Origin of the sequence: Streptomyces sp. NPDC050759 (assembly GCF_044456945.1) — a bacterium.
In the GTDB taxonomy this organism is placed as follows: domain Bacteria; phylum Actinomycetota; class Actinomycetes; order Streptomycetales; family Streptomycetaceae; genus Streptomyces.
The window spans coordinates 235797-256311 of record NZ_JBITGI010000002.1 but is presented as its reverse complement, the minus strand read 5'-3'; the positions used below and the strand labels follow the sequence as shown (position 1 = coordinate 256311).

The window sequence follows — 20515 nt, the reverse complement described above, 5'->3', positions numbered from 1 at the left end:
CTCTCACATGCAGACGTCCGGCGCGCAGGATGAGGCGGCCCTGGCCTTCGAGGAGGAGACGTACAGCCGCGGCCGGCTCGAGGCCCTCGCCGACTCACTCGCCGCGACCCTGGTACGCCGGGGGGTGCGCGCGGGGGAGCGGGTGGCGCTCATGGCCTCGAACCGGCCGGAGTTCGTGGTGGCCGTCCATGCCGTGTGGAAGGCGGGAGCCGCGGTCGTCCTCATCAGCCCGGCGTGGAAGAGGACCGAGGTCGAGCATGTCCTGGCGGTCACCCGCCCCGCCGACGCGCTCGGCGACCAGCAGGTGCTCGCCGACCTGATGCCCATGCTGCACCTGGACGAAGTGGCGCTTGCCGGTGACGGCGCGGGGACGTTCTCCCCGCCCGATCCGGCAGCCGATGCCGTCCTCGTCTTCAGCTCGGGCACGACCGGACTGCCGAAGGCCGTACGCCACACCCATGCGTCGTTCGCCGCGGCGACAAGACACTGGACGGACGCCCTCCAACTCACCAGGCAGGACCGCCTCCAGGTGACCACCCCGCCCTCGCACATCCTCGGCCTGCTCAACATCGAGACGGCGCTCGCCGCCGGTGCATGGGTGCGGCTGCATCGCCGCTTCGATCTGAACCGGGTCCTCGAACGGATCGAGAAGGACCGGATCACCGTCGAGATGGCCGTCGCGCCGATCGCCCTGGCGATGGCGAGGCACCCGGACCTGGAGTCGTACGACCTGTCCTCGCTGCGGTTCATCATGTGGGGCGCGACACCCGTGACAGCCGGCGTCGCCGAGGAGGTCACCCGCCGTACGGGGGTCGGCTGGGTGCCTGCCTACGGGGCGAGCGAACTGCCCGTCATCGCCTGCAATCCCCTTCGGGGCGCGCGGCTCGACAGTGTGGGGCGGGCGGTGCCGGGGGTGCGGGTGCGGGTCACCGACCTGGAGACGGGGCGCGTCCTCGGGGTCGGCGAGACCGGCGAGATCGAGCTCAAGTCGCCGTCCTTGATGGCTGGTTACCTGCCCGCCGGAGCGACCAGCGAGGCCTTCCGGAGCGGCTGGTACCGCACCGGTGACGTCGGGCGCGTGGACGCCGACGGCTGGCTGTACCTCACGGACCGCTCCAAGGAGATGATCAAAGTCCGGGGATTCCAGGTCGCGCCGGCCGAGGTCGAGGGCGTGCTCCTCGGCCATCAGGCTGTGGCCGACTGCGCCGTCTACGGCGTATCCGGCAAGGAGGGTTCGGAGTCCGTGATCGCCGCCGTCTCCACGCGCGCACCGGTGACGCAGGGCGACCTGATCGCCTACGTCGGCGAACGCCTGGCCACCTACAAACGGCCGCACGAAGTCGTGTTCGTGGACGAGATACCCCGCCTTCCGTCAGGGAAGGTCCTGCGCCGAGTCCTGAAGGAGCGTCATGGACGCACGGCTGACCAGTGAGCAGCAGTGGCTGAGGGAGGCGGCGGGGAAGCTGGCCGCGGACCTCGGACCGGGCTCGGTCCTCGACCTGGACGACGAAGCGCGTCTCACCCGCCTGGAGAAGGCCGTCGCCGACGCGGGCTGGCGCCGGCTGCGCTCCGACGGCGCCTCCGGTGTCGAAGTCGCTCTGGTCACCGAGGAGTTCGGGCGCGGCCTGATCGACGTGCCGTATCTGGGTCCGGTGCTCGCCGACGAACTGCTCCCGGCCGCACCCGCGGACCGCACCGCCTGGACGCTCGCGGTGAACGGCGAGGCCGTCGACGCGCGGGGCATGCGACGCGCGGTCGAGCTGCGGGACACCATCCCCTTCGCGGGCGCGTTGGGGGACGCCGTACGCACCGCTGATCTCACGCGCTCGCGCAGCGAACTCGTCGGCGCACCGGAGCCGCTGCCCGCGCTCACCGAAGAGCGGGCCGCCCGCTTCCACGCCCTCGCACTCGTCGCGACCTCCGCCGACCTGCTCGGAGCCGCCCGCGGAGCGCACGCGCTGGCCTGCGAATACGCCAAGATCCGCGAACAGTACGGACAGGCCGTCGGCTCCTACCAGGCCGTGTCGCACCCGCTCGCCGAGGGCCTCGCCCTGATCGAGGGCTCCACCAGCGTGCTGCGGTACGCGGCCTGGGCCGTCGACGCGACCGGCCCGGAGGAGGCCCTGCGATCCGCCCGTATCGCGAAGGTCTACTGCGCACGCGCCGCGCGCACCGTGTGCGAGACCGCGATCCAGGTGCACGGCGGCATCGGCAATACCTGGGAGTGCCTGGCCCATGTGTATCTGCGGCGCGTGCTCACGTCGAGCGAGCTGTTCCCCGTACGTCTGGAGGAGATCGACCTTGGACTATCGTGACGCACCCGAAGAGGCCGCGTTCCGCGGCCGGTTGCGGACCTGGCTGGCGGACAACGCCGCGAGGTTCCCCGCCTCGGGCTCCGGCGCGGACTACTGGGCACGGCAGGGCGACTGGCACCAGGCCCTGTATGCCGCCGGGTTCTTCGGCCTCACCTGGCCGCGCGCGTACGGCGGCCACGAGCTGCCCCCGGTGTACGACGTGATCCTCGACGAGGAACTGGCCCGCGCCGGAGCCCGCCCGCGCCCCAGCCTCGGCTATCTTGTCCAGGGCCTGGGGCGGCACGGCAGCGAAGAGCTGCGCCGCCGGTTCCTGCCCGGCATGATCGACGGAACGGAACGCTGGTGCCAGGGCTTCAGCGAACCCGGAGCAGGCTCCGACCTCGCCTCCCTCACCACCACGGCCGAGCGAGACGGCGACACGTACCTCCTCAACGGCCACAAGATCTGGACCAGTTACTCGGACGTCGCCGACTGGTGCCTGATGCTGGCCCGCACCGATCCGGACGTGCCGCGCCACAAGGGCATCTCGGCGTTCGTCGTCGACATGCACCAAGAAGGCATCCAGCAGCGGCCGTTGAAGATGATCAACGGGGTCACGAGCGAATTCGGACAGCTCGTCATCGACGGCGCGCGAGTCCCCGCGGACCGCATGGTCGGCGCCCCCGGCGACGGCTGGGCACTCGCCATGACCGTGGTCGGCCATGAACGCGAACCCGCCGAACTCGGCTTCACCGCCCGCTACGGCAAGCTCGTGCGCGACCTCGCCCGGCGCGCACCGGAGGCCGAACCGTCCGACGAACTGCGCTGGGCGGCCGTCCAGGCCGAGATGCTCCGGCTCCACCTGCGCCGCCGCCTGTCCGAACGGCTCGACGGGGTCCACCACGGCCCCGAGGGCTCCCTCGACAAACTCCTGATGACCTGGGTCGAACAGGATGTCGGCCACGCCGCGCTCGCCATCGGCGGCACCCGCGACCCGGAGCTGTTCGCCGAGTACCTCTACAGCCGTTCCCAGAGCGTCATGGGCGGCACCTCGCAGATCCAGAAGAACATCATCGCCCGCCGGATCCTGGGACTCGGGGGCTGACATGACCGGCTCGACTTGGAGGCTGACATGACCGGCGCGGCCTGGAGGGTGACATGACCTGCTGGACCTGGAGGTTGACATGACCGGCCCGCTGTACGACCTGCCGCCAGAGATCGACGTACGCGCCGAGGGCCCGCTGCGTGTGATCACCCTCAACCGGCCCGACGCCCTCAACGCCGTCAACGACGCCCTGCACACCGGACTCGCCCGACTGTGGCCGCAGTTGAGCGAGGACCACGACGCGCGCGCCGCCGTGCTCACCGGCAGCGGACGCGCGTTCTCCGCCGGCGGCGACCTCACCTACCTGGACCAGCTGAGCAACGACCCCGAACTGCGCACGCGCACCATCGCCCACGGCCGCGACCTCGTCCTCGGCATGGCGCGCTGCCGCGTCCCGGTGGTCGCCGCCGTCAACGGCCCGGCGGTCGGGCTCGGGTGCAGCCTGATCGCGCTCAGCGACATCGCCTACATCCACGAGAACGCCTATCTGGCCGACCCGCACGTCCAGATCGGACTGGTCGCCGCCGACGGCGGCCCACTCACCTGGCCGCTGCACACGAGCCTGATGTTCGCCAAGGAGTACGCCCTCACCGGTGCCCGGATCCGCGCCGACAAGGCCGTCACGATGGGCCTCGCGAACCACGTCAGCGCGGACCCGCTCACCGACGCCCTCGACTGCGCCAAGCGCATCGCGGGCCTGCCCCGGCAGGCCGTCGAGGCCACGAAGCGGCTGCTCAACCTGCACCTGGAACGCGCGATCCTGGCCACCCTCGACTTCGCGACCACCGCCGAGTACCAGTCCTTCCAGACCGAGGACTTCCGGCAGACGCTCGCCGGGCTCCTGGCGAAGGACGCCTGAACGCGATGCGGTTCATCTTCCAGTACCCCGAGCCCCACGGCCTCGACGGCGACCTCCTGGCCGCCGGCCCGCTCGGCGAGGTGGCGCAGGCCGCCGAGCGGGCCGGATTCCACGGGTTCTCGCTGACCGAGCACCCCGCCCCCGGCTCACGGTGGCTGGCCTCCGGCGGGCACCAGACGCTGGACCCGTTCGTCGCGCTCGGCCATGTCGCCGCCGTGACCGAGCGGCTGCGCCTGCTCACCTATCTGTCGGTCGCGCCGTACCGCAATCCGTTCCTGCTGGCCAAGGCGGCGGCCACCCTCGACCGGCTCTCCGGTGGCCGGTTCACCCTCGGGCTCGGTGCGGGCTATCTGAAGGGGGAGTTCCATGCACTGGGCGTCGACTTCGACGAGCGCAACGCCCTCTTCGACGAGACGCTGGACGTGCTTCCGGGCTACTGGAGCGGTGAACCCTTCAGCTACGAAGGCCGCCACTTCAGCGCCCGCGATGTCGTCTGCCGCCCTCGTCCCGTCCAGTCACCGCTGCCGATCTGGGTGGGCGGCAACGCGGGGCTGACCCGGCGACGAGTGGCCGAGCGGGCGCATGGCTGGATGCCACTGTCCGGAGGCGCTCAGCTGGCGCAGACGGCCCGTACACCCGGGCTCGGCGGAGTGCCCGAACTGGCCCGGCTCGTCACGGAGTTGTACGAAGAGGCGGCCGCCGCGGGGCGTACGGATCCGATCGACATCGTGCACTCCTGTCAGGACGAAGGCCTGACCACCCCGGCCGCCGAGCCCGACCGTCACCGGGAGGCGTTCGCCGAGCTGGCCAAGGCCGGGGTCACGTGGGTCGTCGTCTCCAGCGGGACCCACTCGGCCGCGGACACCTTCGCATTCATCGACGCGTTCGGTGCCACGTATCTGAGGTGAACGGAGAGGCGGATCCATGGGCTGGTTCGAGGAGCGCGCCGGACTGGCCGGCACCGTGGCCGTGATCACGGGCGGGGCGGGCGGCCTGGGCGCCGCGATCACCCTTGACCTGGCGGCCTGCGGGGTACGTACCGCCGTACTCGACATCGACCCGGCAGCGGCCGCAGCCACGCGCGGGACGCTCGACGAGGGCGGCCACGAAGCGATCGTCCGGCACGGCGACGCACGCGACCCGGCGGCTCTCACCGACTTGTTCGAGGCGGTCGACGAGCGATGGGGGCGCCTGGACACCCTGGTCAACGTAGTCGGCGGCACCTTCCGTGCCGCCTTCACGGACACGTCACCGAAGGGCTGGGACGCGCTCCTGCGCGCCAACCTTCTGCATGTCCTGCACGCCTGCTCCCTCGCCGTACCCCGGATGCGGGACGGCGGACGCGGCGGCAGCATCGTCAACCTGACCACCGTCGAGGCGCACCGCGCCGCGCCCGGATTCGCCGTCTACGCGGCGGCGAAGGCGGCCGTGGAGCAGTTCGCGCGCACGCTCGCCGTCGAAGAAGCACCGTACGGGATACGCGTCAACAACGTCGCCCCGGATCTCACGCCCACCCCACGGCTCTCCCGACTCGCTTCGGTTGGCGGTGTGTTGGCCGACCCGGCCGGTGTGCGGGCCGCGATCCCCATGGGCCGGGTGGGCCAAGTGGACGACGTCTCGGGATGCGTCGTCTTCCTCGCCTCACGCCTGTCCTCGTACGTCACCGGCACGACCCTGCACCCCGACGGCGGGACGTACGCGTCGTCGGGGTGGTTCAACTGGCCGGGGCAGGGCTGGGCGAACCACGTCCCGGCGGGCCTGCTCGACCGGGACGAGCCGCAGGCCTGAGCGGTGGAGCACCGCGCGTCACTGCTCTGCGCCGAGCCTGCGCACAAACCCCTCCGGTACGAGCACATCCTCGCGCCCGAGTTCCCGTACCGACGCGCGCCCGAGCCCGAGCAGAGCCGAGTCGATGCCGGAGCGCAGGATGTCGAGCACGTTCTCCACGCCGGCCTGGCCGTTCGCCGCGAGGCCCCACAGATACGCGCGGCCGATCATCACCGCCCTCGCCCCGAGCGCGAGCGCCTTGACCACGTCGGCGCCGCGCCGCACACCCCCGTCGAGCACGATCTCCACCTCGTCGCCGACCGCTTCGGCCACCGCCGGCAGGGCGCGGATCGCGGCAGGGGTACCGTCGAGGTTGTTGCCGCCGTGGTTGGAGACGGACAGGGTGGTGACGCCCGCGTCGGCGGCACGTTTGGCGTCGTCGATGCGGGTGATGCCCTTGAGCATGAAGGGGGCGTCCCACTGCTTGACCAGCCAGGCCACGTCCTGCCAGGTGGGCGGCGGGGTCTGCATCCACTCGCCGTACGCGCCGAAGAATCCCGGCACGTCGGCGCCCGGGTCCTGCGTCATGTTCGGCACGGACAGTTCGGGCAGCCGGCGGGCCTTTGCGTAGGCGGCCAGCCAGCGCGGGTGGGTGAGGGCCTGGGGCGCGTACCGGATCATCGTGCGTACGTCGATCCGCTCGGGGATCGCCGGGCTGCCCCAGTCGCGGCCCTGCGAGAACGACCAGTCCAGAGTGAGGATCAGGCCCGTCGCACCGGCGGCGCGGGCGCGCTCCATGCGGTGCAGGATCTGCTCGCGGGTGCCGGACCAGTAGATCTGGAAGAACGTCCGCGGGTTCGCCGCCACCACGTCCTCGACGGGTTGCGACGCGAAGGAGCTCAGCCCGAGCGCCGTGCCGCGAGCCGCCGCCGCGCGGGCGACGGCCAGTTCCCCGTCGGGGTGCACGGCCTGGACTCCCGTGGGCGAGCAGATGACCGGCAGGGCGAGTTCCTGTCCCATGACCGAGGTCGTCAGGTCGCGCTGCGCGGCGAGGCCTGCCACATGCGGGGCGAAGCCCAGTTCACCGAACGCTGCCTGGTTGTCCTTGAGGGTGAGGCCGCCTTCGGAACCTCCGATCAGCGCGCCGTACACGGCGGGCGGCAGCCTGCGCCGGGCGCGTCGCCGCGCCTCGGCGACCGTCTCGAACCAGGGGTTGCCGAGCAGGGCCATGAGGAGTCCCTTCTACGAATGCATGGATGGTGACTGGTTCTCAGAGGGCAAGGCCGGCGTCGACCGGGACGACCGCCCCGGTCATGCCGCTGCTGCCGGGCCCGGCGAGGAACGCGAGGACCTCGGCGACCTCGGCCGGATCGAGGAGCCGGCCCATGGGTTGCTGGGCGGCGAACGCCTCGCGGTCCGGCAGGTCGTACAGGCGGGCGCTTTCGGTGAGGATCGGGGTGGCAGTGGAGCCCGGGCTGACGGCGTTGGCGGTCACGCCGGTGCCGCCCAACTCCACGCCGAGGGCTCGGATGAGACCCGCCACGCCGGCCTTGGCCGCGCAGTAGGCGGCGAGCATCGGCAGGCCTCGCGTGGCCGCGGCCGACGCCACCGCGAGGAAGCGGCCCTGCCGGGGCTCGGGCCTGCGCAGCAGTGCGGGCAGCGCGGCCCGGGCGAGGTTCAGGACGCCGCCCAGGTCGATGTCGAGCACCGCGCGTTCCTGCGCGGGCGGCACCTCCCACAGCGGCACGCCGCCTGCGATGACACCCGCGCAGGCGATCGCCGCGTCGAGGCCGCCCCAGTACCTCTCGGCCTCGGACACGGCCTCCGCCAGAGCCGCAGGATCGCGTACGTCGGCTACGAGGGGCCGCACGCGTGCGAGTGCGCCCGCCCGCGCCACCACCGCGTCGAGTTCCGCCTTGGTGGCCATCGGATACGGCAGATCCGGGTCGTCGCAGGCCAGATCGACCGCGAGTACGTTCCAGCCGCGGGAGGCGAGGGCCGCCACCGTGGCGGCGCCGATCCCGCGGCCTGCCCCGGTGACGAGTGCGACGCGCGGCTTCGTACCCGTATCGCTAGTTTTGTGTGTCCGGCTCACGGCGCCACCGCCTGCCGCCCGGCGCGCCAGCGCGAGACCTGAGCGACGAGTTCGTCGGTCAACTCCCGCAGCAGCGCTGTGCCTTCAGCCGCGGTGGCGCCTGCGGGATCCCCCAGAACCCCGTTCTCGCTCACCGCGCGTATGCCTCCCGCCCGCAGCGTCGGCATCAGCTTCGCCAACGGACGGGTGTTGCCCGCGGCGGCCTCACGCATCCGTAAGCGGCCCGGGCGCAGGGCGAGTTGCAGTGACGTCTCCGTACGCCCGGCGTGTGCGTCACCGCCGCGCCATGACGGCAGGAAGACGGTGACATCACGCGATTCGGCCCGCAATCGGGCCACGGCCCGGCCCACCGGTTCGGCGTTGCCGCCGTGCGCCGAGACGAGCAGCACGTGCTCGAAGGTGTCGGTGGCGCTGCGTACCAGTTCGACCAGGAGCAGTTCGAGCGCCTCCTGCCCGATCGACAGCGTCCCCGGGAACCCCGCGTGCTCGCCGCTGGAGCCGTACGCGACGCAGGGCGCCACCAGAACGTCAGCACGCGTCCGAGCCAGGCGTTCGCACAGGGCGAGCGCGATGTCCGCGTCCGTGGACAGTGGCAGATGCGGGCCGTGCTGTTCGGTGGATCCGACCGGCACGGCAAGGAGGGCGCCCTCGTCGACGTGCCGCCGCACCTCGGGCCAGGTCAGGTCCGACAGCTGCCGTCCGGACATGACTCACGGCTCCGGTACGAAGCCTGCGAGCGGGTTCTCGTCGCAGGCGCGGTCGGGGGCGCTCAGCCGCTCGGGGCGGCGGCCGATCGTCACCGGGACCGGACGTGAACGGTGCGAATGGTCCTGGGAAGGGCGGGGTGCCGTGCCCACCGCGCTCGCCAGCGCCACCTGCCCGTGCCCCTTGACGCACTCGGGATCCGGCCCGTCAAGGGGCAGCCCCGTGAAGAACTTCGCCGCCATGCAGCCGCCGCGGCAGGAGTCGTACGCCGAGCAGGACGTGCACGCCCCGCCGGACTGCGCGCCGCGCAGCTCCTCGAACAGCTCGGAGTGCCGCCAGACCTGTGGGAAGCCACCCGGCGAGCGGACGTTGCCCGCGAGGAAGTTCTCGTGGATCGCGAACGGGCAGGCGTACACATCGCCGACCGGATCGATCAGGCACACCACGCGGCCCGCCCCGCACAGGTTCAGGCCGGGCAGGGCCCCCTCGCCATAGCCGGAAAGGTGGAAGAACGAGTCCCCGGTGAGCACCGACTCGCCATGGCTCAGCAACCACTCGTACAGCTCGCGCTGCTGCTCCGGCAGCGGGTGCAGCTCGCCCCAGGTGTCCGCGCCACGGCCCGCGGGTCGCAGCCGGGTGATGCGCAACTGGGCGCCGTACCGGTCGGCCAGCTCCTTGAACGCGTCCAGCTGGCCGATGTTGTGACGGGTCATCACCACCGACAGCTTGAAGCCCTCGAATCCGGCGTCGCGGAGGTGGGTCATCGCGCGCAGCGCGGTGTCGTACGAACCGGACCCGCGCACCGCGTCGTTGACCTCGGCGGTGGCCCCGTCGAGCGAGATCTGCACGTCGATGTAGTCGCTCGCGGCGAGCCGGCGGGCGGCCTCGGGGGTGATCCTGACGCCGTTGGTGGAGAACTTGACGCCGACGTGGTGCCGCGTCGCGTAGTCGATCAGCTCGAAGAAGTCGGGGCGCACGGTCGGCTCTCCGCCGCCGATGTTGACGTAGAAGACCTGCATCCGCTCCAGCTCGTCGATCACCGTCTTGCACTCGGCGGTGGTCAGCTCGCGCGGGTCGCGGCGTCCGGAGCTGGACAGGCAGTGCACACACGCCAGGTTGCAGGCGTAGGTCAGCTCCCAGGTCAGACAGATCGGGGCCGCGAGACCGTCCTCGAAGTGCTCGATGAGGGACGCTGATGCGAGGCTCATGCGGGGGACCTCCCTTCGGTGCGCGGGCAGATCATGTTCGAGGCCGCCAGGCCGTCCAAGGCGCGGGCGAACAGCGGCAGGTCCCGCTCACTCACTCCCGCGGCGAGACAGGCCGAACGGGCGCTGATCTCCTGGTCGAGTGCGCGGACCACGTCGAGCAGAGTGCGGTTCTTCAGGAAGGAGAGCCGCCGCGTCCCGAAGTGGTAGAGCAGCGCGCCGAACCGCTCGGGGCGGATGGCCGCCCGGGGGTGCAGGCGCCAGGGGGCGTCGAGGTCGAAGGCGGGGCTTTTGGCGGCGCCCGCCGGGTCAGTAGACACCGCACATGCCGTCGATCGAGATCTCTTCTACCAGGACGTCCTCGGCCAGGGCCTCGGTGTCCTCGGCGGCTGCGGGGTCGGCCGGTTCGGTCTGTGCGGGGCGCTCGTCGAGGGTGGGCGTCTCGGGTTCGTAGGCCATGTCTGTGCTCCTCAGGAGGATGCGCGCAGTCTTTTTGGCACACTGTGACGAATACTCGGAACCGTAACGTCACTCTGTGACATAATCAATACGGTGGAGCGAAGTCGGGGCAGAGAAGCGGCGGTTAGCGCCGACGGGGAGCGGCCCCGTGGGCGTCCGCGCGGCACCAGTGCACGCGCCCTCGACCTGATCGCGCTGCGGCTGTTCAGCGAACGCGGCTTCGACCGGGTCACGGTCGACGACATCGCAGCCGAGGCGGGCGTGACCCGGCGCACCTTCTTCCGCTACTTCGAGTCCAAGGCGGCCGTCCTGTGGCACGGTTGGGACACCGAAGTGGCCCGACTGCAGCGGGCGTTGGACCGGATCGATGACGAGGTCCCGCTGATGCGGGCGGTGCGGCAGGCCGTCGTGGACGCCAACCGCACGCGCGGCGGCGACCCGGACGAACTGCGCACCCGCATGACGCTGCTGACCGCGTCCGAGGCGCTGATGGCCAGTGCGGCTCCGCACTACGAGGCGTGGGGCCGGGCGATCAGCGAGTACGCCGCGCGCCGGCTCGGCGTACCGGCCGACGCGCTCATTCCGCTGGCCGTGGGACGTACCACCGTGGCCGCCTGCCGCGCCGCGTACGACTGCTGGCTGGGGGAGCCGGAGAGTGATCTGACGGCCTGGCTCGACGAGGCGCTCGGGGCGCTGGGGGATGGGTTCGCCGCCCATGAGGGCGGCACCCAGAGCTAAGCGCTCCGCTGGAAGCATGGTGCTGAAGCTGCGGGCCGGTGGGGGCTGGTCGCGCAGTTCCTCGCGCCCCTTACGGGGCGCGGCGCCGCACCGGACTTCGCCGAGGCCGCTTAGTTGCTCCCCTTCTCCCATGTCCGAGCCGGGCAGTACGGCCTGTCCGGCCTACTTGGGCGGGAAGCGCAGCGCCCCGTCCAGCCGGATCACCTCGCCGTTGAGGTAGTCGTTCTCGGTGATCTGCTGGACCAGCTGCGCGTACTCGGCCGGGCGGCCCATCCGTCTCGGATGCGGGACCTGTGGACCCCAGTACGCCTCCAGCTTGTCGCCTGCCTGCCCGTACGCGGGTGTGAGGAACGTGCCGGGAGCCACGGTGACGACACGGATGCCCAGCGGAGACAGGTCGCGGGCCGCGACCAAGGTCATGGCGACGACGCCGCCCTTCGCGGCGGCGTAGGGGAGTTGTCCGATCTGCCCCTCGTACGCGGCGATGGACGCGGTGTTGACGATGACGCCGCGCCCCGACTGTCCGTCCTGCGGTTCCTGGCGCGCGATCGCGGCGGCGGCGAGCCGCATCACGTTGAAGACGCCGGTCAGGTAGATGTCGATGGTGCGGCGGAAGCCGTCCAGGTCGAGCGGGGTGCCGTCCTTGCCGACCAGGCGGCCGCCGGAGGCCGGGCCGCCGTGCGCGTCGACCGAGATGCGCAGTTCTCCCAGGGCCTCGGCCTCGGCCAGTGCTGTCTGCACGTCCGCCTCGCTGGTCGCGTCGGTGCGGATGTATCGCACCCCCAGCTCCTGTTCGAGGGCCTTGCCCTTCTCGTCGGAGAGGTCGGCCACGACGACTTTGGCGCCCGCTTCGTGCAGCCGGCGGACGGTGGCTTCGCCCAGGCCGCCCGCACCACCCACCACGACCGCGGAACTCCCGCTGATGCGCATACGTGCTCCCCACTCTTGAAAGTGCGGCTCTTGAATAGCGAGAATAGCACTCTCATGAATATCACCATGATCCTTGAAATGGCGGCTTCGGCCGACGGTGAGCGGCCTGCGGTGACGGCGGACGGCCACACCCTGACCGCCGGACAGCTACTGGAGCAGGCGCGCCGGGCGGCCGGGCGTTTCCGGGGCAGTCCGGCCGTCCTCTACCGCGGTGTCAACCAACTGGCCTATCCCGTGGCGCTGTTCGGCGCTGCGCTGGCAGGCGTGCCATTCGTACCGCTCAATTACCGGCTGGGACACGAGCAGTTGGCGGAGATCGAAACCCGGCATCCCGGCGCCTTGCTGCTGAGCTCCGAAGACCTCGACACGCTCACCGCGCCATCCGAGAACGACGTTTCCGACATCGCCCGGGAAGCCGAGTGGGACCCGGACGCGGTGGCGGTCATCCTCTACACCAGCGGCACGAGCGCCGCACCCAAGGCCGCGCTGCTACGCCACCGGCACCTGCTCGCCTATATCCTCGGCACCCAGGAGTTCGGGTCGGCCGAGCCGGGCGACGCGGCGCTGGTCGCGGTCCCGCCGTACCACGTGGCAGGCCTGACCAATCTGCTCTCGAACCTCTACACCGGCCGCCGGGTCGTCTACCTGTCCGCCTTCGACGCGGGGGAGTGGCTGGCCACCGTACGCCGCGAAGGTGTCACCCACGCCATGCTCGTGCCGACCATGCTCGCCCGCGTCGTCGAGGCCGTGGAGGGTCCCGACGCGGGCACGCCGACCCTGCGCCACCTCGCGTACGGGGGCGCGCGCACCCCGCGCGCCGTTGTGGAGCGGGCCCTCGCGCTCTTCCCGGAGACAGGTTTCGTCAACGCGTACGGCCTGACCGAGACGGCGTCGTCCGTCGCGGTGCTCGGCCCCGACGACCACCGCGCGGCCCTCGCCGCCGCCGAACCGTCCGTACGCGAACGCCTGTCGTCGGTGGGACGCGCCCTGCCGGGTGTCGAGATCCAGATCTGTGACAGTGCGGGGAACGTGCTCGGCCCCGGCGGGACCGGGCTCGTGCACGTGCGCGGGGAGCAGATCTCCGGCGAGTACCAGGGGCGCAGTGCGCTCGACGAGGACGGCTGGTTCCCGACGCGGGACCGCGGGCGGCTCGACGCCGACGGCTACCTGTTCATCGAGGGCCGTGCCGACGACACCATCATCCGCGGAGGCGAGAACATCGCACCCGAGGAGATCGAGGACGTGCTGCTCGCCCACCCCGGCATCCGCGAGGCGGCCGTGATCGGTGTCCCCGACGAGGAGTGGGGGCAGCGGATCGTCGCCTTCGTGGTCGGCGAAGGCGAGCCCGATGTCCTGCGAGGCTGGGTGCGCGAGCGGCTGCGTACCTCCAAGACGCCCGACACGATCGTCTTCCGCGCCGGACTGCCGCGCACCGACACCGGAAAACTGCTGCGCCGCGTGCTGGTCACGGAGTTCACCGAGCCGGAGACCGCCCCTCCCGCCGATCCTGCAGAGCCGGCCGAAGCCCCTGCCCAGCCGGGCGACCACCCCGACCGAGAGGCCACCCATGCCTGAAGCCGTCATCGTCCGCGCCCTGCGTACCCCCATCGGCACCGCGGGCAAGGGCACCCTGCGGGACACCAGCGCCTACGACCTCGCGGACCACATCGTTTCCGCCGCGGCGAAGGGCCTCGACCCGGCCGGCGTCGACGACGTGGTCCTCGGGGAGGGCCTGTACGGCGGCGGGGTCATCGCCCGGCACGCCGCGCTGACCGCCGGCCTGACCTCGCTACCTGGAGCGGCCGTCAACCGGCACTGCGCGGCGGGTCTCGCCGCCGTCGAACACGCCGCCGCGTCCGTCCGGTCCGGCATGGACGAACTGGTGATCGCGGGAGGCGTCAACTCGGCCTCGACGGCGCCCCGTTCGCGGCTGCGCGTGGACGGCGAGTGGAGCGACTGGTACCCGCCGACCCACCCCGACCGGCCGGACGCGCCCAACTTCGACATGTCGTACACCATCGGCTGGAACACGGCTGTCGCCGAGAAGATCAGCCGCGAGGACATGGACGCCTGGGCCCTGCGCTCGCACCGGAACGCCGTTCGCGCCATCGACGAGGGGCGTTTCGATGCCGAGACCGTCCCGATCGGGACGCCGCACGGACTGTTCTCGATCGACGAACACCCGCGCCGGGACACCTCGTTGGAGAAACTCGCCGCACTCAAGCCGCTGCACCCGGAGATCGAAGGCTTCAGCATCACCGCAGGCAACGCCTGCGGCGGCAACGACGCCGCCGCGGCCCTCGTCGTCGCGAGCGACCGCCTCGGCCTCCCCGCACTCGCCACGGTGCGCGCGTGGGCGTCCGTGGGCGTCGACCCCGCCGAGACCGGCATGGCGCCCGCCCTGGCCATCCCCAAAGCCCTTGCCAGAGCAGGACTTTCCCTCGACGACGTCGACCTCTTCGAGATCAACGAGGCCTTCGCGTCCATGTGCGTGGCCGTCATACGCCGCCTCGCCCTCGACCCCGACCGGGTCAACGTCAACGGCAGCGGCATCTCCCTGGGCCACCCGGTGGCCGCCACCGGCGCCCGGATGCTGGTGACGCTGGTGCATGAACTGCGGCGCCGGGGTGGGGGAGTGGGCGTCTCCGCCATGTGCGCGGGCGGGGGGATGGCGTCGGCGATGGTGGTCGAGGTGGCGGGGCGGTGAGCCGGGGCGGGAGTTCCGCCGGTTCTGGACCGATGCCGCCGCTGTCTCGGACGGCTGCGTGAGCGTCTCGGCGCTGACGGACGACCATGACGCCGATGCGCGAACGCCGGTGTGGCTGGGGAAATTGGTGCGCGGATCGCGATGAGGCACTACGCCGCGTCACGCACCACGGTAAAGGGCCGGGGGATGCCCCGAGCGCTCTCAGGGCATCCCCCCGTCGACCCGCAACGTCGCCCCCGTCGTGTACGAGGCGGCGTCCGACATCAGGTACAGGGCGGCGCCGACGACCTCGCGGGGGTCGCCGATGCGCTGTAGCGCGTGGTCGCGTACGCCGGCCGCGAGCGCCTCGGGGTCGTCCTGCCAGTGGCGGGTGGCCCAGGTGGCGAACGGACCGCACATCAGGGTGTTGACGCGGACCGTCGGCCCGAACGCGTGCGCCAGGCCCTCTGTCATCGCGTTGAGTCCCGCCTTCGCCGCCGCGTACGGCACGATCGGGGCGCGCGGGCGCAGTGAGCCGGTGGAGCTGACGTTGACGATGGCTCCGCCGCCCGCCGCGGCCATCCGCTGCCCGGCGAGCACGGAGAGGCGGAACGGACCCTTGAGGTTCAGGGCGACGACGGCGTCGAACATCTTCTCCGTCACCTCGCCCAAGTCCTCGTACACCGGCGACATTCCAGCGTTGTTGACCAGCACGTCCAGGCGGCCGAAGCGCTCGTGCACCGCGTCCACGAGCCCCGGCAGCTGGTCCCAGCGGCCCAGGTGGACCGCGTATGGCAGGGCGGCGCGGCCCGTCTCCTTCTCGATCTCACCTGCCGTGGTCAGGCACGCCTCATATGTCCGCGAGGCGATCACGACGTCCGCGCCGCAGCGGGCCGCCCCGAACGCCATCTCCCGTCCCAGCCCGCGGCTGCCGCCGGTGACCAGGACCACGCGGCCGCTGAGGTCGAACAGGCCGTCTGCGTATCCCGTGCGTCGCGCGTTGGATGCCCTGTGTCCCATGTGCTTCGCGCCCCCGATGACAGGTCCGGCAAGTGCATGCGAAATTAGCATTCTCGGATTCCAGAATGGAACTCTTGTGCAGGAGGTAGAGCGTTGACTCCGACCGATCCCCACCCGCCGTCCCTCGCCGAACGGGCCGTAAGCCGCCGGATGGCGGGTGCCGAACAGAGCGCCCGCGCCGAGGTGGACGCCCTGCTCGACGCTGGGCTGAAGCTGATGACCGAGGGTGCGCCACGTGCGCCTCGCGTCGCCGACATCGTGGCCGCCGCGGGGCTCTCCAACGATGCCTTCTACCGCGCGTTCTCCGGGCGGGACGCCCTGGTGGAGGCGATCGTCGAACGCGGGGCACGCGAACTCGCCGGACAAGTCAGGCGTCGGATGGAACGCGCCGCGGGAGACAGCGCCGAGGACCGGCTGCGCGCCGGGATCGCCGCCGTCGTACGGCAGGCCGCCGACCCGCTACTCGCGGCGCGCGTACGGGCGGTCCTCGCCGCCGCCGTCACCCCGGTGCCCCACGCGGGGCACGCCATGGTGGTCCTGGTGGACGGCCTGGGTGCGCTCTTCGCGGGCCCGGCACGGGAGTTGGGCGCCGTGGACCCGGTCCGCGCAGGGCGGACCATCGCCGGGGCGGCCGTCGCCGCGCTGCAGCACTGGCTGTTGTCCGGCCACACACCGGACGAGGCGGATGTCGAGCAGCTGAAGCGCTTCCTGGTGGCAGGGGCCCGCTCCTGATCGAGGGAGTTGGCGTGCTGCCCCTTGGCCAGATCCAGAACGCTGTTCCTGTTCACGAGAATTTCGTTCTGCTAGTGTCCTAACGACGTTCTGTCTCCCTGAAGGGGACCGCCAATATGTGGGACTTCAGCACCGACGCCGCGTTCCAGGCCCGCCTCGACTGGGCCGACACCTTCGTACGGGATGAGGTCGAGCCGCTCGACGTCCTCTTCCCGGGCAACGCGGAACCGTACGACCGCACCAGCCGCGTCTACCTCGACGCCGTCCGCCCGCTCCAGCGCCAGGTGCGCGAACAGGGCCTGTGGGCCGCCCACCTGCCGCCCGAACTCGGCGGGATGGGCATGGGACAGGTCCAACTGGCCCTGCTGAACGAGATTCTGGGCCGCTCCTCCTGGGCCCCGATGGTCTTCGGCACCCAGGCCCCCGACTCCGGCAACGCCGAGATCCTCGCCCACTACGGCACCGATGAGCAGCGCAAGGAATTCCTCGAACCGCTCCTCGACGGACGGATCGTCTCCACCTTCGCCATGACCGAGCCGACCGGCGGCGCCGACCCAGGCGGCTTCACCTGCCGGGCGGTACGCGACGGCGACGAGTGGGTGATCGACGGTGAGAAGTGGTTCGCCTCCAACTACCCGCATGCCGCGTTCGTCATCGCCATGGTCATCACCGACCCGGAGGTGCCGGTCCACCAGGGCTCCTCGATGTTCGTCGTTCCGGCGGGCACCGGCGGCATGGAGATGGTGCGCGGCACCGGACTCGCGGGCGAACCGCTCGGGGAAGGCGTGCACGCCTACCTGCGCTTCACCGGCTGCCGCGTGCCGGCCGAGAACCTCCTGGGCGAGCCGGGCAGCGGGTTCGCCATCGCCCAGACCCGCCTCGGCGGCGGACGCCTGCACCATGCGATGCGGTCCGTCGGACAGTGCCGGCGCGCGCTGGACATGATGGGGGAGCGGATAGCCGGCCGCCGCACCCGAGGACGGCCGCTCGCCGACCAGCAGGCGGTGCGGCACGCGCTCGCGGACAGCTGGATCCAGCTGGAGCAGTTCCGCCTCCAAGTCCTGCACGCCGCCTGGCAAGCGGACCGGGCCGCCCGCAGCGGCTCGCCCGAGGACGCCCGTACGGCACGCCTGCACATCTCCGCCGTCAAGGTGGCCACCCCGAAGACGCTCGTCGACATCACCTACCGGGCCATGCACCTGCACGGGGCGCTCGGCGTCTCCAACGAACTGCCGCTGGCCAGGATGTGGCAGGCAGGACCGGTGCTCGGTGTCGCGGACGGCCCGACCGAGGCGCACAAGGACGTCGTGGCCCGCCTGCTGCTCAAGGACCTGGAACCGCCCGAGGACCGGCTCTTCGGTTCCGCGCACCTGCCCGCCCGACTGGCCGCCGCCCGTGAGAAGTACGCGGATCTGCTTCAGCCCGAGGAAGCGAGCGCCCGATGACCGACACCCTCGCACTCCTCAACACCTGGCCCGGCCTCGCAGACCTGCCCGGCGACGGTCCGGTGACAGAGCTGTCGCCGCTCGCCGGCGGAGCGCAGAACATCCTCTCCCTCGTCCGCCGCGCCGACGGCACCGAGCTCGTCCTCCGCCTGCCGGGCCGCCACCTCGAGGACCGCGCCGCCGACGCCTTCCGCCGCGAGAGCGGCGCGCTCGCGGCGCTCGCGGACACGGACGTACCGCACCCGCGCCAGTACGCGTTCAGCCTCGACCAGGACTCGCCGCTGGGTGGCCCCTTCTCCATCCTGGAGAAGATCGATGGCTTCACCCCGCAGGGCCGGTTCCCCGGCCGTTATGCCGAGGACGCCGACTGGCGCCGCCACGCCGCGTTCGCCCTGGTCGACGGGGCGGCGAAGCTCGCCTCGGTCGACCCGTACGCGGTGGGCGCGGACCAACTCGGCCGCCCCGACGGGTGGGTGGAGCGCCAGCCGGCCCGATACCTGAAGATGCTGCACAGCTACCGCCACAGCGCCGCCTACCGGGAGACCGAGTCCCCGCACGTCGACGCGGTGGCCGAGTGGCTCACGGGGCACACCCCGAAGCAGGGCCGGACCGGCATCGTGCACGGCGATCTGCAGTTCGCCAACGTGATGCTGTCGCACGACGCCCCGAGACTGGCGGCGATCGTCGACTGGGAGATGGCCTCCCTCGGCGACCCGCTGCTCGACCTCGCCTGGATCCTCACCGCCTGGCGGGAGGAAGGCGATCCCCCCGGCGCCGAGCCCTACCTCACCCCCTGGGACGGGATGCCGTTGCGCGCCGAACTCCTCGCGTACTACGCCGAGTCCACCGGCCGCGACACCTCAGCCTTCCGCTGGTTCGAGGTGCTCGCCTGTTTCCGGCTCGCCGCTCTCCTCGAGGGCAGCTGGTACGCCGCCGTGGAGGGCCAACGCGACCGGGCGACCGGCGAGGCGATGCACTCGTACGCCGAGTGGCTGTGGGCCAAGGCGCGGCTCGAGATGGCACGGGACTGAGGGGGCGACGTGCGCATCGAGAAGGGGCAGGTCGCGGTGGTCACCGGCGGGGCCAGCGGCATCGGATACGGCCTCGCCGAGGAACTTGCGGCGCGCGGGGTGCGGCTGCTGATCGCCGACATCCGCGAGGACGGACTGGCCGCGGCGTGCGAAGGGCTGCGCGAGGCCGGGGCGGAGGTCACCGCCGTCGTGACCGACGTGAGCGACGCGTCGGCGGTCGCACGGCTCGCCGACCGGTCGATGACCGCGTACGGGCGGGTGGACCTGGTGTGCAACAACGCCGGGGTCGTCTGTCCGGGCGTACCGATGTGGCAGCAGGACGACCACACGTGGCAGCGGATGATCGGCGTCAAACTGCTCGGCGTCGTCAACGGAGTACGCGCCTTCGCGCCTTTGCTGATCGAGCAGGGGGCCGGTCACTTCCTCAACACCGCCTCCGCCGGCGGCCTCGCACCGCTGCCCGGGCGCACCCCGTACGCCGGCACCATGCACGCGGTCGTCGGCCTGACCGAGACGCTCGACGCGGAACTGAAACAGGTGGCACCGACGTTGGGCGCGACGGTCGTCTGCCCGGGTCTTGTGGACACCCCGCTCGGGCAGAACTCCGCAGCTCTCGGCGCCATCCCGATGCCCAGCGGAACCGCCTCGATGCGCGACCTCGCCCCGGACGGCATCCTCAGCCCACGCGAGGTCGCGGCGGCGGCACTGCACGCGGTGCAGGCGGACCGAGTGCACACCGCGCCGGGCACCGGTGTCGCGGCTCGCGCACGGACACGCGTCGATGCCTTGCTGGCCGACATCGAGGCGGAGGAGAAGGGTTCGAGGATCGGGCTTTGAAGCGGTTGACGGGCCGGGCACGTGGCGAGGTAGGCGTCGTATGCGGCGAGTTCGTCGGCGCGGCGCGGCGCTGGCTGCGGTGAGGGTGGCCATGGCACTCCCGGGTCGGTTGCGCACTCCGAAGTACCGGCGCCCGAACCGGGGTCCAGTCCGGATCCGGGTCGCCGCCGCGGCCGTCACCCGGTGGCCATCCAGCCCCGCTCCGGCGGGCTCACCGCCGGTGGCCTGCTCCCGGAGCGGGAGATCACCGGCGTGGGTTGAGACGTCGTCGGCACGGTCGACGCGCTGGGGCCGGACGTCGTCGGCTTCCGGCCGGGCGACCCGGTGATCGGGCTGTACGACCGGCTGGCTCTGTCGCTCAAAGCGCAGGCCGAATACGTGGTGCTCGACGTGGAGGCGGTCGCCGCCGTGCCGGCGGGCACCGACCTGGTCGCCGCCGCGACCCTGCCGCTGGGCGGCCTCACCTCCGCACAGGCACTCGACATCGCCGCGGTCGAGCCAGGCCACACGCTGCTGGTGCTCTGCGTCGCGGGTGGGTGCCCTTCCAGCCGTCGCCGGCGTGCGGCGCGATCCCGTTGCGGCCGTCACTGAGCGGGAGTTGAGCAGG

Annotated in this window: 22 protein-coding genes; 14 read left to right on the top strand and 8 right to left on the bottom strand. The window is 71.7% G+C overall.

Features of this window, described 5'->3' with window-relative positions:
- The first annotated feature begins 7 nt into the window (after nt 1-7).
- From ACIBJB_RS06980 to ACIBJB_RS06955, 6 genes are all read left to right on the top strand, one after another.
- Complete coding sequence (locus ACIBJB_RS06980; protein WP_398927316.1) at nt 8-1432, top strand: class I adenylate-forming enzyme family protein; 1425 nt, start codon at nt 8-10, stop codon at nt 1430-1432.
- Nucleotides 1410-2315, top strand: a complete 906-nt coding sequence (locus tag ACIBJB_RS06975; RefSeq protein ID WP_398927314.1) for an acyl-CoA dehydrogenase family protein — start codon at nt 1410-1412, stop codon at nt 2313-2315. The genes ACIBJB_RS06980 and ACIBJB_RS06975 overlap by 23 nt, the downstream gene beginning before the upstream one ends.
- A complete protein-coding gene (locus ACIBJB_RS06970) occupies nt 2302-3399 on the top strand; it encodes an acyl-CoA dehydrogenase family protein (protein WP_398927312.1) in 1098 nt (365 codons plus the stop codon). Before ACIBJB_RS06975 ends, ACIBJB_RS06970 begins: the two co-directional genes overlap by 14 nt.
- A gap of 79 nt (nt 3400-3478) precedes the next feature.
- Nucleotides 3479-4258, top strand: coding sequence for an enoyl-CoA hydratase/isomerase family protein (locus ACIBJB_RS06965; RefSeq protein ID WP_398927309.1), 780 nt, complete (start codon nt 3479-3481; stop codon nt 4256-4258).
- 5 nt (nt 4259-4263) lie between these two features.
- Nucleotides 4264-5166, top strand: coding sequence for an LLM class F420-dependent oxidoreductase (locus tag ACIBJB_RS06960; protein ID WP_398927307.1), 903 nt, complete (start codon nt 4264-4266; stop codon nt 5164-5166).
- Between the two features lie 16 nt (nt 5167-5182).
- Nucleotides 5183-6046: an SDR family NAD(P)-dependent oxidoreductase gene (locus ACIBJB_RS06955; protein WP_398927305.1), complete on the top strand. Its 864-nt coding sequence runs from the start codon at nt 5183-5185 to the stop codon at nt 6044-6046.
- Between the two features lie 18 nt (nt 6047-6064).
- Here the strand turns inward: ACIBJB_RS06955 and mftD are convergent, their stop codons facing one another.
- Genes mftD through mftA form a run of 6 tightly spaced genes read right to left on the bottom strand, consistent with a single transcriptional unit; the run spans nt 6065 to nt 10489 of the window.
- On the bottom strand, nt 6065-7255 hold the full coding sequence (mftD, locus tag ACIBJB_RS06950) for a pre-mycofactocin synthase MftD (RefSeq protein WP_398927303.1): 1191 nt from the start codon (nt 7253-7255) through the stop codon (nt 6065-6067).
- A gap of 40 nt (nt 7256-7295) precedes the next feature.
- A complete protein-coding gene (locus ACIBJB_RS06945; protein ID WP_398927301.1) occupies nt 7296-8120 on the bottom strand; it encodes a mycofactocin-coupled SDR family oxidoreductase in 825 nt (274 codons plus the stop codon).
- A complete protein-coding gene (gene mftE / locus ACIBJB_RS06940) occupies nt 8117-8827 on the bottom strand; it encodes a mycofactocin biosynthesis peptidyl-dipeptidase MftE (RefSeq protein WP_398927299.1) in 711 nt (236 codons plus the stop codon). The genes ACIBJB_RS06945 and mftE overlap by 4 nt, the downstream gene beginning before the upstream one ends.
- Nucleotides 8828-8830: 3 nt before the next feature.
- Nucleotides 8831-10033 carry a mycofactocin radical SAM maturase gene (gene mftC / locus ACIBJB_RS06935; protein ID WP_398927297.1) on the bottom strand — a complete coding sequence of 401 codons (1203 nt, stop codon included), beginning with the start codon at nt 10031-10033 and terminating at the stop codon, nt 8831-8833.
- Nucleotides 10030-10350: a mycofactocin biosynthesis chaperone MftB gene (gene mftB, locus ACIBJB_RS06930; protein WP_398927294.1), complete on the bottom strand. Its 321-nt coding sequence runs from the start codon at nt 10348-10350 to the stop codon at nt 10030-10032. The genes mftC and mftB overlap by 4 nt, the downstream gene beginning before the upstream one ends.
- Nucleotides 10340-10489, bottom strand: a complete 150-nt coding sequence (mftA, locus tag ACIBJB_RS06925) for a mycofactocin precursor MftA (protein WP_398927292.1) — start codon at nt 10487-10489, stop codon at nt 10340-10342. Before mftA ends, mftB begins: the two co-directional genes overlap by 11 nt.
- A 93-nt stretch (nt 10490-10582) precedes the next feature.
- Between mftA and mftR the strand changes: the two genes are divergently transcribed.
- A complete protein-coding gene (mftR, locus tag ACIBJB_RS06920) occupies nt 10583-11227 on the top strand; it encodes a mycofactocin system transcriptional regulator (RefSeq protein WP_398927291.1) in 645 nt (214 codons plus the stop codon).
- A gap of 162 nt (nt 11228-11389) precedes the next feature.
- On the opposite strand, the gene ACIBJB_RS06915 is transcribed toward mftR, so the two are convergent.
- A complete protein-coding gene (locus ACIBJB_RS06915) occupies nt 11390-12157 on the bottom strand; it encodes an SDR family NAD(P)-dependent oxidoreductase (RefSeq protein ID WP_398927290.1) in 768 nt (255 codons plus the stop codon).
- Between the two features lie 78 nt (nt 12158-12235).
- On the opposite strand from ACIBJB_RS06915, the gene ACIBJB_RS06910 reads away from it, so the two are divergent.
- Nucleotides 12236-13732: a class I adenylate-forming enzyme family protein gene (locus ACIBJB_RS06910; protein ID WP_398927289.1), complete on the top strand. Its 1497-nt coding sequence runs from the start codon at nt 12236-12238 to the stop codon at nt 13730-13732.
- Complete coding sequence (locus tag ACIBJB_RS06905) at nt 13725-14864, top strand: thiolase family protein (protein WP_398927287.1); 1140 nt, start codon at nt 13725-13727, stop codon at nt 14862-14864. Before ACIBJB_RS06910 ends, ACIBJB_RS06905 begins: the two co-directional genes overlap by 8 nt.
- A 201-nt stretch (nt 14865-15065) precedes the next feature.
- Here ACIBJB_RS06905 and ACIBJB_RS06900 read toward each other — a convergent pair whose 3' ends face one another.
- On the bottom strand, nt 15066-15863 hold the full coding sequence (locus tag ACIBJB_RS06900; RefSeq protein ID WP_398927285.1) for an SDR family NAD(P)-dependent oxidoreductase: 798 nt from the start codon (nt 15861-15863) through the stop codon (nt 15066-15068).
- A gap of 93 nt (nt 15864-15956) precedes the next feature.
- On the opposite strand from ACIBJB_RS06900, the gene ACIBJB_RS06895 reads away from it, so the two are divergent.
- The 5 genes from ACIBJB_RS06895 to ACIBJB_RS06875 all read left to right on the top strand — a co-directional run bounded on the left by ACIBJB_RS06895 (nt 15957) and on the right by ACIBJB_RS06875 (nt 20499).
- Entirely contained in the window at nt 15957-16595 is a 639-nt protein-coding gene (locus tag ACIBJB_RS06895) for a TetR/AcrR family transcriptional regulator (protein WP_398927283.1), read from the top strand.
- 116 nt (nt 16596-16711) lie between these two features.
- Nucleotides 16712-18040, top strand: a complete 1329-nt coding sequence (locus ACIBJB_RS06890; RefSeq protein ID WP_398927281.1) for an acyl-CoA dehydrogenase family protein — start codon at nt 16712-16714, stop codon at nt 18038-18040.
- Nucleotides 18037-19071, top strand: a complete 1035-nt coding sequence (locus ACIBJB_RS06885; protein WP_398927279.1) for a phosphotransferase family protein — start codon at nt 18037-18039, stop codon at nt 19069-19071. Before ACIBJB_RS06890 ends, ACIBJB_RS06885 begins: the two co-directional genes overlap by 4 nt.
- A gap of 9 nt (nt 19072-19080) precedes the next feature.
- On the top strand, nt 19081-19908 hold the full coding sequence (locus tag ACIBJB_RS06880) for an SDR family NAD(P)-dependent oxidoreductase (protein WP_398927277.1): 828 nt from the start codon (nt 19081-19083) through the stop codon (nt 19906-19908).
- Nucleotides 19909-20232: 324 nt separating this feature from the next.
- Entirely contained in the window at nt 20233-20499 is a 267-nt protein-coding gene (locus ACIBJB_RS06875; protein WP_398927275.1) for a hypothetical protein, read from the top strand.
- The last annotated feature ends 16 nt before the right edge of the window (nt 20500-20515 follow it).